This is a genomic window from Corallococcus interemptor, assembly GCF_003668875.1.
GTDB classification, from domain to species: domain Bacteria; phylum Myxococcota; class Myxococcia; order Myxococcales; family Myxococcaceae; genus Corallococcus; species Corallococcus interemptor.
On the sequence record NZ_RAWM01000175.1, the window covers coordinates 1 to 15,412 of the forward strand.

The following is a 15,412-nucleotide window of genomic DNA, read 5'->3' on the forward strand; positions in this document are numbered from 1 at the left end:
GGCAGGGGCCCGGCGGAGGGGCGGGCGGCTCGCGGCGGAAGGCCCCCGTCCCCACCTTCTTCCCTGCACGGGAGGAGACGACCGATGGCTTTCGACGACACGCCGTTCGAGCGGCGCTCCATCATTGGTGGCATGCGGGTCCGCTCGGCGGACGGGAAGATGCTGGGCTACGTGGCCTTCATCGGCCAGGAGCACCTCTATGTCCGGCACTCGCCCTTCACCCGGAACTGGAAGGAGGTCCCCCTGTCCGCCGTGGGCCGGGTGCTCCGGGGCGCCGTGGTGCTGAGGGAGGGCACCGGGCCGCTGGTGCCCGCTGACAAACAGCATCACGGGGAAATCCTGTCGCTGACCCATCCGCTGGCCCTGGTGCCGGGGGCGACACACGTCTGAAGGGCGTCTGGCGGCGGACACTGAGGAGGGACGCGGACCGCTGAAGTGTGATTGAACTCGCCGCCATGGCGACCTCTCTCGAAGCGCTTTCCCAGCGGGTGTCCGCGGCGTTCGCGGACCGGGCGAAACTGAAGGACGCGGACACGGTGGCGGCGGTGCGCGAGACGCTGGCGCGCCTGGACTCCGGGGAGCTGCGCGTCGCGGAGAAGGGCCCGGAGGGCTGGCGGGTCAACGCGTGGGTGAAGGAGGCCATCCTCCTGTTCTTCGCCGTGTCGGAGATGCAGGTGATGGAGGTGGGCCCCTTCGAGTTCCACGACAAGGTGCCCCTGAAGAAGGGCCTGGAAGCGGCGGGCGTGCGCGTGGTGCCGCCGGGCACCGTGCGCTACGGCGCGTTCGTGGAGCGGGGCGCGGTGGTGATGCCCGGGTACGTGAACATCGGCGCGCGGGTGGGCGCGGGCACCATGGTGGACACGTGGGCCACGGTGGGCTCGTGCGCGCAGGTGGGCCGCAACGTCCACCTGTCCGGTGGCGTGGGGCTGGGCGGCGTGCTGGAGCCGCCCACGGCGTCGCCGGTCATCATCGAGGACGGGGCCTTCCTGGGCAGCCGCTCCATCGTGGTGGAGGGCGTGGTGGTGGAGGAGGAGGCGGTGCTGGGCGCCAACGTGGTGCTGACCGCGTCCACGCAGATCATCGACGTCACCGGGCCCCAGGAGGTCGTGCACAAGGGCCGCGTGCCGGCGCGCAGCGTGGTGATTCCGGGCATGCGGGAGAAGCAGTTCCCCGCCGGGAAGTACATGGTCCCGTGCGCGCTCATCATCGGACAGCGCAAGGCGTCCACCGACCAGAAGACCAGCCTCAACGCCGCCCTGCGGGACTTCGCCGTCGCGGTGTGAGCCGGTGAAAATCCGCCGCTGTCGCGGTCGCGTATAGGTTTCCGAGCGACGCGTAGCACCCCGCCGGAGCCTCCCAAGGAGCGCATGGAACACCTCGACGACATCCTCCCCGACTGGCTGCTGGGGACCCTGGAGCCGGCCCGGCGCGACGCCGCGGCCCGGCACCTGGAGGGCTGCGCGCGCTGCCGGGCGGAAGCGGCCCGGCTGGCGCCCGCCGTGGATGCGCTGGGGGGGCTCGTGCCGCCCGTCACACCCCCGGCGTCGGTGCTCCAGCGGCTGATGGGCCAGATGGAGGGCCCCGGCCGCTTCGCCCGCTGGGCCGGGAGGGTGGCCGCGTTCCTGGACGTGACGGAAGCCCGCGCCCGGGAGCTGCTGGAGTCCATGGCGGACCCCGGCAACTGGATGCCCGGCCCGGTGGAGGGCGTGGAGCTGATGCCGGTGGAGACGGGCCCCTCGCGCGAGGGGATGATGGCCGCCGTGGTGCGGCTGATGCCCGGCGCCCGCTACCCGCGCCACGCGCACCAGGGGCGCGAGTGGAACCTGGTGCTGGAGGGCGGCTTTCGCGAGGACACCGGCCACGAGGTCTGGCCCGGCGACGAGCTGGAGAAGACGGACGGGTCGCTGCACGACTTCACCGCGTTGGACGGCCCCGCGTGCATCTGCGTCACGGTGTTGGATGGCGCCACCTCCTTCGAGGAGCGGGTGGACGGCGCCTGACGGGACGATGTGCCGGGCACGGGCGGGGAGTATGGTGCTCCGCGCATGGCCTCCATCGAACTCGCCACCCGACTTGCCCAGACGACGCTCGAGCTGTGTCGCATCGAGAGCCCCATTGGCTACGAGGGTCCCATCGCGGACCACGTGGAAGGCTGGGCGCTGAAGCACTTCCACCGCGAGGAGGTCTTCCGCGTCGGGCACACGCTGCTGCTGGGCTCGCTGGAGGACCCCCGGCCCACGGTGGCGCTCATCGGCCACCTGGACACGGTGCCCATGCACCCCGGAGACGTGGGCCGCGCGCCGCGCATCGAGGGCGAGCGCGTGCACGGCCTGGGCGCGTCCGACATGAAGGGCGGCGTGGCGGTGATGATGGCGCTGGCGGAGGACCTCAAGCGCGACGCGCTGCCCGTCAACGTGGCCTTCCTCCTGTACGAGCGCGAGGAGGGCGCCTACGCGGAGAGCGGCCTCATCCCGCTGTACGCGAAGCGGCCGGACCTGACCCGCGTGAAGTTCGGCATCGCCATGGAGCCCACGGACGGCGTGGTGCAGGTGGGCTGTGTCGGCAGCATGCAGGTGACGGTGCGGTTCACGGGGCGCAGCGCGCATTCCGCGCGGCCGTGGCAGGGGGAGAACGCCATCCACAAGGCGGGGCCGCTGCTCACGGAGCTCTTGGGCCGCGAGCGCGTGGAGGTGAACGTCGCGGGCTTCCCCTTCTATGAAGTCATCAGCGCCACGCTGGCCAAGGGTGGCCGTGCGCGCAACGTGGTGCCGGAGGCGTTCGAGCTGAACCTCAACTACCGCTTCGCGCCGGGCAAGAGCGTGGCTCGGGCGAAGGAGGACGTGCTGGCGCTGGTGGCGGGCCGCGCGGAGGTGGAGTTCACGGACAGCTCGCCCAGTGGGCCGGTGGCCGCGGGCAACCCGCTGTTCCAGCGGCTGATGTCGCTCACGGGGCTGCCCGCCGCGTCGAAGCAGGCGTGGACGGACGTGGCGCGCTTTGGCGAGTGGGGCGTGGACGCGGTGAACTTCGGGCCCGGTGAAACGGCGCAGGCGCACCAGCTGCACGAGAGCGCGCCCATTCCGCCGCTGGCCGTGGCGTACGAGAAGCTGGCCGCGTTCCTCAAGGGCGCGGTGTAGACGCGCCGCTGATCGCTCCGGAGCCGGATTTTCGGCCTCGCGCGGGATGCAGCGCCGCGCGCATTCGTCAGCTGGCGTGCATCCGCACAGGGGGGCATGCGTGCACTTCTGGCGGTTGCGCTTACCCTTCAGGTGTTGTCATCCCTGGAGGCTGTTGATGCACGCCGAGTCGAACATGCAGGACCCGAACGAGACCCCGTCGTCCAACACGGTGATGCCGGCGGGTGAGGCCACGCCCGCGAAGACGTCGCGCCGCCGCTCCTCCGGTGCGCGCAAGGGCGCCCGCAAGGCGTCGTCCCGCCGCACGGGCGCCGCGAAGAAGGCGACCTCCAAGCGCGCCACCGCGAAGAAGGCCGCGGGCAAGCGCGGCGCCGCGAAGAAGGCCACCGCCAAGCGCGGTGCCCGCAAGGCCCCGGCCCGTCGCGCCGCCGCCGGGCGCACCGCTCGCAAGACGTCCGCCCGTGGCAAGTCGTCCGCGCGCAAGACGCCCGCGCGCAAGACGTCCGCTCGCAAGAGCTCCGCGCGCCGCTCCACGCGCCGCTAGCAGGTCACGCGGGGAGACGGATTCTCAAACCCTGATCCGGGTGGGTCGTCCGTCATCCCCGCGAACCCTTATTCACGAGATTAAGCCCCGTTTCCTGCTCAAACCGTTCTCCGTGGTGTTGTTCATTGGACGACAGTACAAGCCCCTGGGGATCAACGAGGGGCGTGCATGTCGAAGGGGAAGCAGAAGCAACCGTTCCGGCTGCCGGAGTTCTACGTTCCGTGGCCGGCGCGGCTGAACCCGAACCTGGAATCGGCGCGCGCGCACACCAAGGCGTGGTCGTACCAGATGGGCATCCTGGGCCCGCCCCGGGATGGAACGGACCGCGAGGTCTGGTCCGAGCGCCGCTTCGACGGCATGGACTACGCGCTGCTCTGTGCGTACACGCACCCGGAGGCGCCGGGGCCGGAGCTGGACCTCATCACGGACTGGTACGTCTGGGTCTTCTACTTCGACGACCACTTCCTGGAGGTCTTCAAGTACTCGCGCGATGTGGCGGGCGGGCAGGCCTACCTGGACCGGCTGCCGCTGTTCATGCCGCTGGACATGTCCCCGCCGCCGGAGCCGGTCAACCCGGTGGAGCGCGCGCTCTGGGACTTGTGGCAGCGCACCGTGCCCTCCATGTCCATGGACTGGCGCCGCCGCTTCTTCGAGAACACCAAGCACCTGCTCGATGAGTCGATGTGGGAGATCGAGAACATCAGCGAGGCGCGCGTCTCCAACCCCATCGAGTACATCGAGATGCGCCGCAAGGTGGGCGGCGCGCCCTGGTCGTCGGACCTGGTGGAGCACGCCGTGGCCGCGGAGATTCCGGCCCGCGTCGTGAAGAGCCGGCCGATGCGCGTCTTCAAGGACACGTTCTCCGACGCGGTGCACCTGCGCAACGACCTGTTCTCCTACGAGCGCGAGCTGGAGGAGGGTGAGCTCTCCAACGGCGTGCTGGTGGTGGAGAAGTTCCTCGACTGTGAGACCCAGCGCGCGGCGGACCTGGTCAACGACCTGCTGACGTCCCGGTTGCAGCAGTTCGAGACGACGTTCGCCACGGAGCTGCCGTGGCTGTTCGCGGAGTACGCGCTCAACCCGGTGGAGCAGGCGCAGGTGCTCACGTACCTGCGCGGCCTCCAGGATTGGCAGTCCGGCGGCCACGAGTGGCACCTGCGCTCCAACCGCTACATGAACCAGCACTCGGAGGAGCAGCCGGGGCTGTCCATCCCCCTGCCGTCCGGCCTGGGCACCTCCGCGCTGCGGATTCCCCTGTCGCCCGGCGGGCTGGGGCTGGGGCCTCGCGCCCGCTCCCTGAGCCACGTGCCGCGCCAGCACGTGGGCCCCACGAAGCTGCCGCCGTTCTACGCGCCGTACAGCACGTACCTGAGCCCCCACCTGGACCACGCGCGCAGGAACTCCAAGGCGTGGGCGCGGCGGGTGGGCATGCTGGAGGTGGTCCCCGTCGTGGGGTTCTACGTCTGGGACGACCACAAGTTCGACGCGGCGGACGTGGCCCTGTGCGGCGCGTACATCCACCCGGACGCGACGCCGGAGCAGCTGGACCTGACGGCGTGCTGGCTCGTCTGGGGCACCTACGCGGACGACTACTTCCCCATGCTCTACGCGAACACGCGGGACATGGCGGGCGCGAAGCTGTTCACCGCGCGGCTGGGCCAGTTCATGCCGGATGACGTGGAGGCCGCCAACGCCGCGGTGCCCACCAACCCGGTGGAGCTGGGCCTGATGGACCTGTGGAAGCGCACCGCCGGCCCGCTGTCGCCGCGCAACCGCATGCTGTTCCGCAAGGCCATCCAGGACATGACGGACAGCTGGGTGTGGGAGCTGAACAACCAGCTGCTCAACCGCGTGCCGGACCCCGTGGACTACGTGGAGATGCGCCGCAAGACGTTCGGCTCGGACCTCACCATGAGCCTGTCGCGCCTCTCCAAGGGGGACGCGGTGCCGGAGGACGTCTTCAACACCCGCACGCTGCGCGGGCTGGAGAACTCCGCCGCGGACTACGCCTGCTTCGTCAACGACCTGTTCTCCTACCAGAAGGAGATTGAATTCGAGGGCGAGCTCAACAACTGCGTGCTCGCGGTCCAGAAGTTCCTGGGCGTGGACAAGGACGAGGCCGTCCTCGTGGTCAACGCGCTGATGACCGCGCGCATGAAGCAGTTCCAGCACCTGGTGGCCAAGGAGCTGCCGGTGGTCATTCGCACCTTCAACCTGGACGCGAAGGCGCAGGAGAAGCTGCTCAAGTACGTGGAGCAGCTCCAGCAGTGGATGGCGGGCATCCCCCGGTGGCACGCGGAGGTGGCCCGCTACACCGAAGCGGAGCTGCGCCACGACGCGGCGCCGAAGCTCCAGGCCGCCAGCGTCTCCGGCCTGGGTAGGTCCGCGATGCGCATCGCGGAGCTGCTCCGCGCCAGCAGGCCCTGAGTCCCACCGAAAACCGAAGCTTTCTTGATTCTTCAACCTGGAGAGGGTGAGTCATGTCCAACGACCTGAAGAAGTTCGACGACAACAACCAGAGCCTTGGCACGCAGGCGGCGCGTCAGCTGGCGACGACGACCAAGTCCGAGCCGCAGATGCAGGGCATCTCCTCGCGGTGGCTGCTCAAGCTGCTGCCGTGGGTGCAGGTGTCCGGCGGTACGTACCGCGTCAACCGCCGCATGACGTACGCGGTGGGTGACGGCCGCGTCACCTTCACCAGCACCGGCGCCAGGGTGCAGGTGATTCCCCAGGAGCTGGGCGAGCTGCCCCTCTTGCGCGGCTACGAGGACGTGGACGCGCTCACCGCGCTGGCCAACCGCTTCGTGCAGAAGGAGTACAAGGCCGGTGAGGTCATCACCGAGGCCGGCAAGGAAGCGGACTCCATCGTCCTCATCGCCCACGGCAAGGTGAACCGCATTGGCACCGGCAAGTACGGCGAGCCGGTGGTGCTGGAGACGCTGGCGGACGGCGACCACTACAGCTACCAGGCGCTGCTGGAGTCTCAGGACTACTGGCAGTTCACGGCGAAGGCCGTGACGCCCGTCATCGCGCTCGTCCTCCAGCAGTCCGCCTTCGAGGCGGTGGTGGCGCAGGTGCCGTCGCTGCAGAAGCACATCGAGGACTTCAAGGCCCGCTCCAGGAAGAAGCAGGACACCTCCGGCCAGAAGGCCATCGAGCTGGCCGCCGGCCACCACGGCGAGCCCGTGCTGCCCGGCACCTACGTGGACTACGAGACGCACCCGCGCGAGTACGAGCTGGCCGTCGCGCAGACCGTGCTGCAGATCCACACGCGCGTCGCGGACCTCTTCAACGACCCCATGAACCAGACCCAGCAGCAGCTGCGTCTGACGGTGGAGGCGCTGAAGGAGCGCAAGGAGCACGAACTCGTCAACAACCGCGAGTTCGGCCTGCTTCACAACGCGGACCTCAAGCAGCGCATCCACACCCGCTCCGGCGCGCCGACGCCGGACGACATGGACGAGCTGCTGGCCACGGTGTGGAAGGAGCCGTCGTTCTTCCTGGCCCACCCGCGCGCCATCGCCGCGTTCGGGCAGGAGTGCAACAAGCGGGGCATCTACCCCACCAGCATCGAGATGAACGGCAACCACGTGCCCGCGTGGCGCGGCATCCCCATCGTGTCCTGCAACAAGATTCCGGTGTCGGAGACGCGCACCACGTCCATCATGCTGATGCGCGTGGGTGAGAAGAACCAGGGCGTCGTCGGCCTGCACCAGGCGGGCATCCCGGATGAAATCGAGCCCAGCCTCAACGTGCGGTTCATGGGCATCAACGAGAAGGCCATCATGAACTACCTGGTGACGGCGTACTTCTCCGCGGCGGTGCTGACGCCGGACGCGCTGGGCATCCTGGAGAGCGTGGAGCTGGGCCGCTCGTAGTCCCTCTAGCGACCCGGAGATTCTTCCATGGCGAACTCACAGAAAGACGTGGCGGCGCACGAGGGCTCGAGCCTGAGCACGGCGGGTGCGCGCCAGCTGGCGACGACGACCAAGACGCAGCCGGTGATGCAGGGCATCTCGCCCCGCTACCTGCTGAACATCCTGCCCTGGGTGCAGGTGTCCGGCGGCACGTACCGAGTGAACCGGCGGCTGACGTACACCGTGGGCGACGACCGGCTGAACTTCAGCAACATCGGCGTCAAGGTGGAGGTCATCGCGCAGGAGCTGCTCAAGCTGCCGCTGATGCGGGGCTTCGAGGACGTGGATGACCTGCTCATCCGCACCCTGGCCGGCCGCTTCATCCAGCAGCACTACAAGGCGGGCGACGTCATCGTGGAGGCGGGCAAGGCCGCCGAGCACGTGATGCTCATCGCCCACGGCAAGGCGCAGAAGCTGACGGCCGGCAAGTACGGCGACCCCGTGGTGCTGGACACGCTGGCGGACGGCGACCACTTCGGCGACCAGGCGGTGGTGGAGTCGAACGACGTGTGGCCCTTCACCGTCAAGGCCGTCACGGCCTGCACGGTGATGGCGCTGCCGCAGGCGGTGTTCGAGTCCCTCATCACCCAGTCCCCGGCGCTCCAGGCGCACGTGGAGCGCTACAAGGCCAACCTCAAGAAGCCCCAGGACAAGGCGGGGCAGGCCGCCATCGCGCTGGCCGCCGGACACCACGGCGAGCCCGTGCTGCCCGGCACCTTCGTGGACTACGAGCTGAAGCCGCGCGAGTACGAGCTGAGCGTGGCGCAGACCATCCTGCGCGTGCACACCCGCGTGGCGGACGTCTTCAACGACCCGATGAACCAGACCGCGGAGCAGCTGCGGCTGACCATCGAGGCGCTGAAGGAGCGCAAGGAGTGGGAGCTCATCAACAACCCGGAGTTCGGCCTGCTGCACAACGCCGACCTCAAGCAGCGCATCAACACCCGCTCGGGTCCGCCGACGCCGGACGACATGGACGAGCTGGTGTCGCGCCGCCGCAAGACGCGCTACTTCCTGGCCCACCCGCGCGCCATCGCGGCGTTCGGCCGGGAGTGCAACAAGCGCGGCCTGTACCCCACGGTGGTGGACGTGGGCGGGGTGAAGTTCCAGGCGTGGCGCGGGGTGCCCATCCTCCCGTGCGACAAGCTGCCCATCAGCCGTGAGAACACCACGTCCATCATCGCCATGCGCACCGGTCAGGACGACCAGGGCGTGGTGGGACTGCACAACGCCGGCATCCCGGACGAGGTGGAGCCCAGCCTCACCGTGAAGCGCATGGCCGTGAACGACCAGGCCATCACGAACTACCTGGTGAGCACGTACTACTCCGCCGCCGTGCTCGTCCCGGACGCGCTGGGCGTGCTGGAGAACGTGGCGCTGGGCGGCTGAGGCGCCTCGGGCCCGGTGCATGCGTGCGCCGGGCCCGTTCGTCTTTCAGCGGCACTGCGCGAAGTACCAGCGCAGCTGGAGCTGGGCCCGGAGCACCTGGCCGGGCGCGGTGGTGAGGGAGGCGAGGGCGCTGGTGCAGCCGGGCAGCTTCACGTCGATGGCCGCGCCCGGGTGCAGGCGGTTGTCGGTGCCGTCGAAGGCCAGCTCCGCGCGCAGGTCCGCCACGGAGGTCTTCCGTTGCACGGCCAGCCCGGAGCGCAGCGCCCTGCTGCTCCGGAACAGGTCCAACGCCTGCATCGTCGCGAGCGCGTCGAAGCGCCGGCCCAGCGCGGCCTGTCCGGTCAGCCAGAACGTGTGCTGCGTGTCGTGGAGCCCGTCGCCGGTGAGGGCGGCGCCTTCCGCCCGGGCGGAGACGCCCCAGCCGCCGGAGACCTGGAGGTCTCCGCTCCGGGAGCGCATCTGTCTTTCGGCCTGGTCGAAGATGGCGGACAGGTCCACGCCCCGCTCGGACACGTCCTCGTCCGAGTCCGCGGGCGGCGGGATGCCGTGGCGCTCCAGCTCCTGCGCGACCCGTTCGGGCAGGTCGGAGTTGAGCACGGGGTCGTGCGGATCATGGAACGTCGTCCGCAGCCCCAGGCCCACGCGCCACGCGCCCGTGCCGTCCAGGTCCGGCAGCGCGGCCGCGGACACCGTCGTCTTCGTCAGCACCCGCATCAGCCGGCCGGCCAGTGAGTTCGAGCGGTAGCTGCTCAGGCTCCGGATGCCACCGCCGAAGAGGAAGTAGGGCGCGACGTCCAGGGCCAGCCCCGGGCGGAAGTCACCCGGCGCCGCCGACGCCAGCACCGTGGCCATCACCGGCTTGGGCGCCGCGCCGAGCAGCACGCGCAGCGGCGCCTCGTCCAGCGCCACCAGGGCCGGGGACTCCGGCACGTCCACGTCGAGCACGTAGCGATAGAGGTTGATGTCGTCGTCCGAGCCCGCCGCGCCCGCGGCGCCTGGAGTGAGCAGGGCGCCCACGACCGCCAGACAGGCGAGCCTCCTCACGCGAGTCCCAGGCCGCGCAGGTAGTCATTGGCGAAGGCCTCGCGCAGCTCCGGCGTGGGGAGCAGGGCCTTGCGCGCTTCGAGCCACGCGTTGACGGAGGCCTCGCCGTACAGGCCTCGCACCGCCGGGCCGTCCAGCTCGTGGAACTTGCCCCAGTGGAACGTGTGCGGAATGGAGGACCGGGCGAGCTGCTGCCAGACGCGGCGGTTGTAGCCCTTCGTGCGGGTGGACGCCGCTCCGTCGATGTCGAGCACGCACGTCATGGGCGCGTGCCGGGTGAAGGCCAGCGTGGCTTTGGACGGCAGCACGTAGCGCAGGCCGAACAGCCCGGGGAACGGGTACGCGCGGTTGGTGGCGAGCGCCAGCTCCACCGTCTCGCGCACCCTGCCGAGCGGCACGGCCACCGCGCTGCCCCAGGCCTTGCCCCGGGTGGTCGTGTCGGTGAACAGCTCGCCGTGCGTCCCGCAGATGTTTTCGTATTCCGTGTAGAAGCGATCCATCAGCCGCGACAGCAGCGGGATGGTCAGCTCCGAGACCATGTCCGTCAGCACGCCGATGATTTCGAGCCCGTTGTCCCCCTGGGTCAGCTTGCTGCCGGGGCTGGGCGGGCTCGAGCCCTCCGGACACCGCGCGTGCTTGTACATCACCGTGACGAAGACGCCCCGGTCCAGGTCGTTGGGGTTGATGACCGCCGTGAAGTGATAGGGCTTGAGCCCCGGCGGGCCCGGCAGCGTGATGCCGGAGAAGTCCAGCTGGTCGAACGCGCGCCAGAGCCCTTCATCCAGCGGCATGCGCCGGCGGTACGCCTGGAGGTAGTAGAGGTCCACCACCTTCATGAGGACGCCGTGCACCAGGCCGAAGCCGCCCAGGCCCACGAGGACGGCGTTGAACAGGGCATCGTCCCGGATGAGCTCGGCCCCGAGCCGCTGCGGAATCTCGTCGTGGATGACCGGCGCGCTGGCCCGCTCCAGCCAGACGTGCCGGTCCGGTGAGACGACCAGGTGCAGGCCCACCACGAAGTCCTGCATGGCGCCGGTCTCCAGGTTCGAGCCATGCGTGCCCGTCCCGATGGCCCCCGCGATGGTCTGCCCGTTGCTGGCGCCCGACGTGGTCAGCGACTTGCCGGTCTTCTTCAGGAAGTGGTTCAGCTCCGCGACGGAGACCCCGCACTGCGCGAAGAGGAGGTCCTCCCTCCGGCCTGGATAGGCGGGATGCGTGCGGGGCGCGGGGAAGAGGTAGTTCAGCGGCCGCGTGTTGACCAGGATGCCGCTGGTGGCGGGCGCCTTGGTGAAGGACCAGCCTCCGCCCAGGCCTCGGAGCTCCAGGCGCTCGGTGAGGGCGCGCTGGATGAGCCCCTGGAGTCCCTGCGTGGTGTCGACGTAGCCGGGCACCGTGGACTGGGAGGCGTCCGCGTTCCAGACATCCACCAGCAGCTCCAGCTTCTGGGTGTAGCTCTGGTGCCAGTTCTGCCAGCGCTTCTGGCTGCTCTCGTGGATGACGGGGGGCATGGCTCAAGGCGCCCCGAGGACGCCCAGGTCGCCGGGCGTGGGCTGGGCCTTGGCGCAGCGCCACTCCACCTGCTGCGGCATGGCCAGGCCGAGCGTCAGCACGCTGATGAGCGCGAAGCCCAGGTTGGTGCTCTGGGTGACCTCCGCCAGCGCCTGGTCCTGGCAGTTGTCCACCCGGGGCCGCTCCTGGACGAGTCCCCAGCCCAGCGACCAGAGGGTTTCGCTCCTCGCCTCCGTGGCGCTGGCCCCGGCCGCGCCGGGCGCCTGGACGCGGTAGTGCGCACAGCCCGAGCTCAACCCCACCCACAGCAACACCGCCGCCGCACGCTTGGTCATACGCGAGCATGGGGCTTGCCGGAGGGGTGGGACCACGCGACCGTTGGTCGCGGACAGATGTCCGGCACTTCACGCGCAATCGTCCAACGACACGCGGTGGAAGTTCTGTAGGGTGGCTTCCGTGCCCTTCGCAACCCGCACCGTGCTGGCCGTGATTCTGGGGACCGCCATCGGAGTGGCGGTCGGCCTGGGCGGCTTCACCTTCGCGTACGCGAAGGGGGCGTCGTACCTGCGGGACGACCCCGCCGCCTGTGCCAACTGCCACATCATGAACGAGCAGTACGACGGCTGGCGCAAGAGCAGCCACCACGCGGTGGCCACCTGCAACGACTGTCACACGCCCGCGGGCCTCGTTCCCAAGTACTACACGAAGGCGAGCAACGGCTTCTGGCACTCGTTCTACTTCACCACCGGCACCTTCCCGGACCCCATCCGCCTGCGTCCGGGCAACCGCGTGGTGACGGAGAACGCGTGCCGCAAGTGCCACGCCTCCATCGTGGAGGCCATCGAGTCGCCCCCGAGCGGCCATGAAGCACAGCTCCAGTGTCTCACCTGCCACAACTCCGTGGGTCACCCCGAAGGGTCGGGCAACCCCGAGCTCATCCGTAAGGAGATTGCACGATGACCGAGCCCGAGAAGGCCTCGGAGAAGCGCCGGTGGTTCAGCGGCATCCGGCTCGTGGTGGCGGTCGCGGTGGTGGCGGCGCTGGCCTCGGCGGGTGTCACCGCGCTCCTGGTCAACATCATGGAGCGCAAGCAGGAGGGGAGGAACCCCTTCTACCGGGTGGTGGAGCTGGACGACACCATCACGGACCCCGCCGTGTGGGGGAAGAACTTCCCGCTGCAATACGACGGCTACCGGCGCACGGTGGACCAGAAGCGCACCCGCTATGGTGGCAGCGAGGCGTTGGCTCGCACGCCCACCCAGGCGGATCCGCGCTCGGTGGTGGCGCAGAGCCGGCTGGAGGAGGACCCCCGCCTGGTCACCATGTGGAGCGGCTACGCCTTCGCCAAGGACTTCCGCGAGGAGCGCGGCCACGCGTACATGCTGGATGATCAGACCTTCACCGAGCGCCAGCAGGTGACGCAGCAGCCGGGCACGTGCATCCACTGCCACGGCAGCGTGTACGTGCCCTACAAGAAGCTGGGGGACGGGGACCTCATCAAGGGCTTTGAGAAGATGAACCAGATGCCCTTCGCGGAGGCGCGCAAGCTCGTGGAGCACCCGGTGTCCTGCATCGACTGCCACGACCCCGGCACCATGCAGCTGCGCGTCACGCGCCCCGGCTTCATCGAGGGCATCGCCGCGCTCAAGGCCAGCCAGGGCGTGGCGGACTTCCAGGTGAACCGGGACGCCACGCGCCAGGAGATGCGCACGTACGTGTGCGGGCAGTGCCACGTCGAGTACTACTTCAAGGGCAAGGAGAAGCGCCTGACGTACCCCTGGTCCAAGGGCATCAACATCGACCAGATCATGGCGTACTACGACGAGGACGGGCACGCCGACTGGACCCACGCGCTCACCGGCGCCAAGGTCCTCAAGGCGCAGCACCCCGAGTTCGAGATGTACAACCAGGGCATCCACGCGAAGAGCGGCGTGGCGTGCGCGGACTGCCACATGCCCTACCAGCGCGAGGGGGCGATGAAGGTCAGCGACCACCACGTGCGCAGCCCGCTGCTCAACATCAACCGCGCCTGTCAGACGTGCCACAAGTGGAGCGAGGCGGAGCTGCTCCAGCGCGCGGAGACCATCCAGACGCGCACCTTCCAGACGCGCAACCTCGCCATGGACGCGCTGGTGGACCTCATCCACGACCTGGAGAGCGCGCAGAAGTCGGGAGTGCCCGAGGACGCGCTGGCCAAGGCGCGCGACCTGCAGAAGCGCGCCCAGTTCTACCTGGACTTCGTGGAGGCGGAGAACTCCATGGGCTTCCACGCGGACCAGGAGGCCGTGCGCATCCTCAGCAACTCCATCAACTTCTCGCGCCTGGGGCAGAACGCGCTGCGTCCCGCCCCGCGGGGCTCGCCGTGACGTCCGTCTAGTACTTCACGCGCACCAGGAAGACGTCGCCGCGCGTGGGCTTGAACTTGTCCACGCCGAAGTCCGTGACGCGGTCGGTGTAGCCGAAGAACACCGCGTCGCCGTCCGGCATCAACGTCACCGCCGGCACCGCCTCCACGCCGTACAGCTCGCCGCGCGCCTCTGGCGTGGCGCCCAGGAAGAGGCGCGACTTCAGCGGCTGGCCCGTGGGGTCGAAGCGCTGGGTGAAGAGCTGCGCGGACCCCAGGCCGTCCGTGCCCGTGGTGCCGTTCTCCAGCCACGAGTACGTGTAGCCCACCACCAGCACCTCGCCGGTGGAGTGGATGGCCACGCCCTGCACGGACGCGTCCACGCCCAGGTCGCGCGCCCAGCGCTCGGTGCCGTCCGCGCCCGTCACCACCACGAAGGGACTGGGGCTGGTGGTGCCCTTCAGCGACGCGCCCGCCCAGGAGAAGCTGCCCAGGAAGTCGCCGCCCGCCACCACGTCACCGGCGGCGTCGCGGCTCACGTCGCGGACGCTCCCCTTCACGCCGGGCCGCACCTTCGCCCAGCCGAGCGCGCCGTTCTGCCGGTACAGCGCCACGAAGGGGCTGCCGGAGCCGGAGCCCTGCGTGACGTTGGTGCCGAAGCGCACCGTGCCCACGTAGCGCCCCGCCACGGCCACGCTGCCATCCGCGCCGGGGGCCAGGGACAAGGGCTCGGCGCCCGCGCCCCCGGACTCCGCGTTGCCCACGGCGAAGGCGCGCTCCGCCGTGCCGTCCGCCGCGAACACCGCCACGCCGGCCGAGGGGCCCTTCACCGCGTTGCCCAGGTCCACCGAGCCCGGCGCGGTATAGGCCACGTACAGCCGGCCCTCCGCGTCCGCCGCGACGTCCTTCACCGTCAGCGCCCCGGGCACCCGGTTCGCCCAGCGCGTCACGCCGTCCGCGGACAGCCGCGCGACGATGACGCCGTCACGGAGCTTGCCCGTGCCCAGGTCCACCGTGCCCTGGATGTTGCCGGCCAGGAGCATGCCGCCCGCGCCGTCCGCCGCCACGCGCACGCGCACGTCCGCGCGCAGGGACTCGGGCGCGGGGTCCACGCGCACGTCGTACGCGTGCGTCCACAGCGTCTGCCCCGTGCCGGAGCGCCGCGTGAGGACCAGCTCCACGGAGTCATCCGTGGGCGTGCGCGCGTCCAGGTCGTCGTAGCCGTGCGCGGCCGCGGTGAAGAAGTCCCCGGTGGTGGCCTCCACGGCCAGGTCCAGCGCCAGGTCGTCCTGCGCGGCGCCTTCCTTCGCGAACCACAGCGTGGCCCCCGAGGCCGGAGGCTGCGCTTCCGGCTGCTTGTCCGGAGGCGGTGGCGTCTGTGGGATTTCATTGCCCGGAGGCGTCTGCGTTCCGCTCCCCGGTGGAACGTCGCCCGGTGTCGAGGGCTGCTCCGACGGGGGGCAACCCATCTTCGAATCCTGGCAGTTGTCCGGATCGGGCGTCTCCGCCCCGCCTCCGCACCCCCACCCTC

At 70.0% G+C, this 15,412-nt stretch carries 14 protein-coding genes; 10 read left to right on the plus strand and 4 right to left on the minus strand.

Going from position 1 to position 15,412, the window contains the following annotated elements:
* Positions 1-84: 84 nt before the first annotated feature.
* The 8 genes from D7X96_RS35790 (at position 85) to D7X96_RS35825 (ending at position 8,984) form a co-directional block, all read left to right on the plus strand.
* Positions 85-390, plus strand: a complete 306-nt coding sequence (locus tag D7X96_RS35790) for a hypothetical protein (RefSeq protein WP_121771757.1) — start codon at positions 85-87, stop codon at positions 388-390.
* Between the two features lie 65 nt (positions 391-455).
* Entirely contained in the window at positions 456-1,283 is an 828-nt protein-coding gene (locus D7X96_RS35795; RefSeq protein ID WP_120547109.1) for a 2,3,4,5-tetrahydropyridine-2,6-dicarboxylate N-succinyltransferase, read from the plus strand.
* An 84-nt stretch (positions 1,284-1,367) separates the two neighbouring features.
* Positions 1,368-2,000, plus strand: coding sequence for a cupin domain-containing protein (locus D7X96_RS35800; RefSeq protein ID WP_121771758.1), 633 nt, complete (start codon positions 1,368-1,370; stop codon positions 1,998-2,000).
* A 45-nt stretch (positions 2,001-2,045) separates the two neighbouring features.
* Complete coding sequence (gene dapE / locus D7X96_RS35805) at positions 2,046-3,134, plus strand: succinyl-diaminopimelate desuccinylase (protein WP_121771759.1); 1,089 nt, start codon at positions 2,046-2,048, stop codon at positions 3,132-3,134.
* 157 nt (positions 3,135-3,291) lie between these two features.
* Positions 3,292-3,678 (plus strand): cell envelope biogenesis protein TolA, encoded by a 387-nt coding sequence (locus D7X96_RS35810; protein WP_121771760.1) that lies wholly within the window; start codon positions 3,292-3,294, stop codon positions 3,676-3,678.
* Positions 3,679-3,846: 168 nt separating this feature from the next.
* The gene (locus tag D7X96_RS35815) at positions 3,847-6,105 is read left to right on the plus strand and encodes a family 2 encapsulin nanocompartment cargo protein terpene cyclase (RefSeq protein WP_121771761.1); all 2,259 of its coding nucleotides are present in this window, start codon (positions 3,847-3,849) and stop codon (positions 6,103-6,105) included.
* A 53-nt stretch (positions 6,106-6,158) separates the two neighbouring features.
* The gene (locus tag D7X96_RS35820; protein ID WP_121724030.1) at positions 6,159-7,556 is read left to right on the plus strand and encodes a family 2B encapsulin nanocompartment shell protein; all 1,398 of its coding nucleotides are present in this window, start codon (positions 6,159-6,161) and stop codon (positions 7,554-7,556) included.
* Positions 7,557-7,583: 27 nt separating this feature from the next.
* Entirely contained in the window at positions 7,584-8,984 is a 1,401-nt protein-coding gene (locus tag D7X96_RS35825; protein WP_121771762.1) for a family 2B encapsulin nanocompartment shell protein, read from the plus strand.
* Positions 8,985-9,029: 45 nt separating this feature from the next.
* Here D7X96_RS35825 and D7X96_RS35830 read toward each other — a convergent pair whose 3' ends face one another.
* The 3 genes from D7X96_RS35830 to D7X96_RS35840 are packed head-to-tail and all read right to left on the minus strand — an operon-like array spanning position 9,030 to position 11,872.
* Positions 9,030-10,028 (minus strand): hypothetical protein, encoded by a 999-nt coding sequence (locus tag D7X96_RS35830; protein ID WP_147468484.1) that lies wholly within the window; start codon positions 10,026-10,028, stop codon positions 9,030-9,032.
* Entirely contained in the window at positions 10,025-11,536 is a 1,512-nt protein-coding gene (locus D7X96_RS35835) for an FAD-binding protein (protein ID WP_121771764.1), read from the minus strand. The genes D7X96_RS35830 and D7X96_RS35835 overlap by 4 nt, the downstream gene beginning before the upstream one ends.
* 3 nt (positions 11,537-11,539) lie before the next feature.
* Complete coding sequence (locus tag D7X96_RS35840; RefSeq protein WP_120547101.1) at positions 11,540-11,872, minus strand: hypothetical protein; 333 nt, start codon at positions 11,870-11,872, stop codon at positions 11,540-11,542.
* A gap of 121 nt (positions 11,873-11,993) precedes the next feature.
* Here D7X96_RS35840 and nrfH point away from each other — a divergent pair, with 121 nt between their 5' ends.
* Positions 11,994-12,497: a cytochrome c nitrite reductase small subunit gene (gene nrfH / locus D7X96_RS35845; protein WP_120547118.1), complete on the plus strand. Its 504-nt coding sequence runs from the start codon at positions 11,994-11,996 to the stop codon at positions 12,495-12,497.
* Positions 12,494-13,903: an ammonia-forming cytochrome c nitrite reductase subunit c552 gene (locus tag D7X96_RS35850; RefSeq protein ID WP_121771765.1), complete on the plus strand. Its 1,410-nt coding sequence runs from the start codon at positions 12,494-12,496 to the stop codon at positions 13,901-13,903. The genes nrfH and D7X96_RS35850 overlap by 4 nt, the downstream gene beginning before the upstream one ends.
* Before the next feature lie 7 nt (positions 13,904-13,910).
* Here the strand turns inward: D7X96_RS35850 and D7X96_RS35855 are convergent.
* Positions 13,911-15,412: PQQ-binding-like beta-propeller repeat protein (locus D7X96_RS35855; RefSeq protein ID WP_208647432.1), on the minus strand; the 1,502-nt coding region annotated here is incomplete at its 5' end.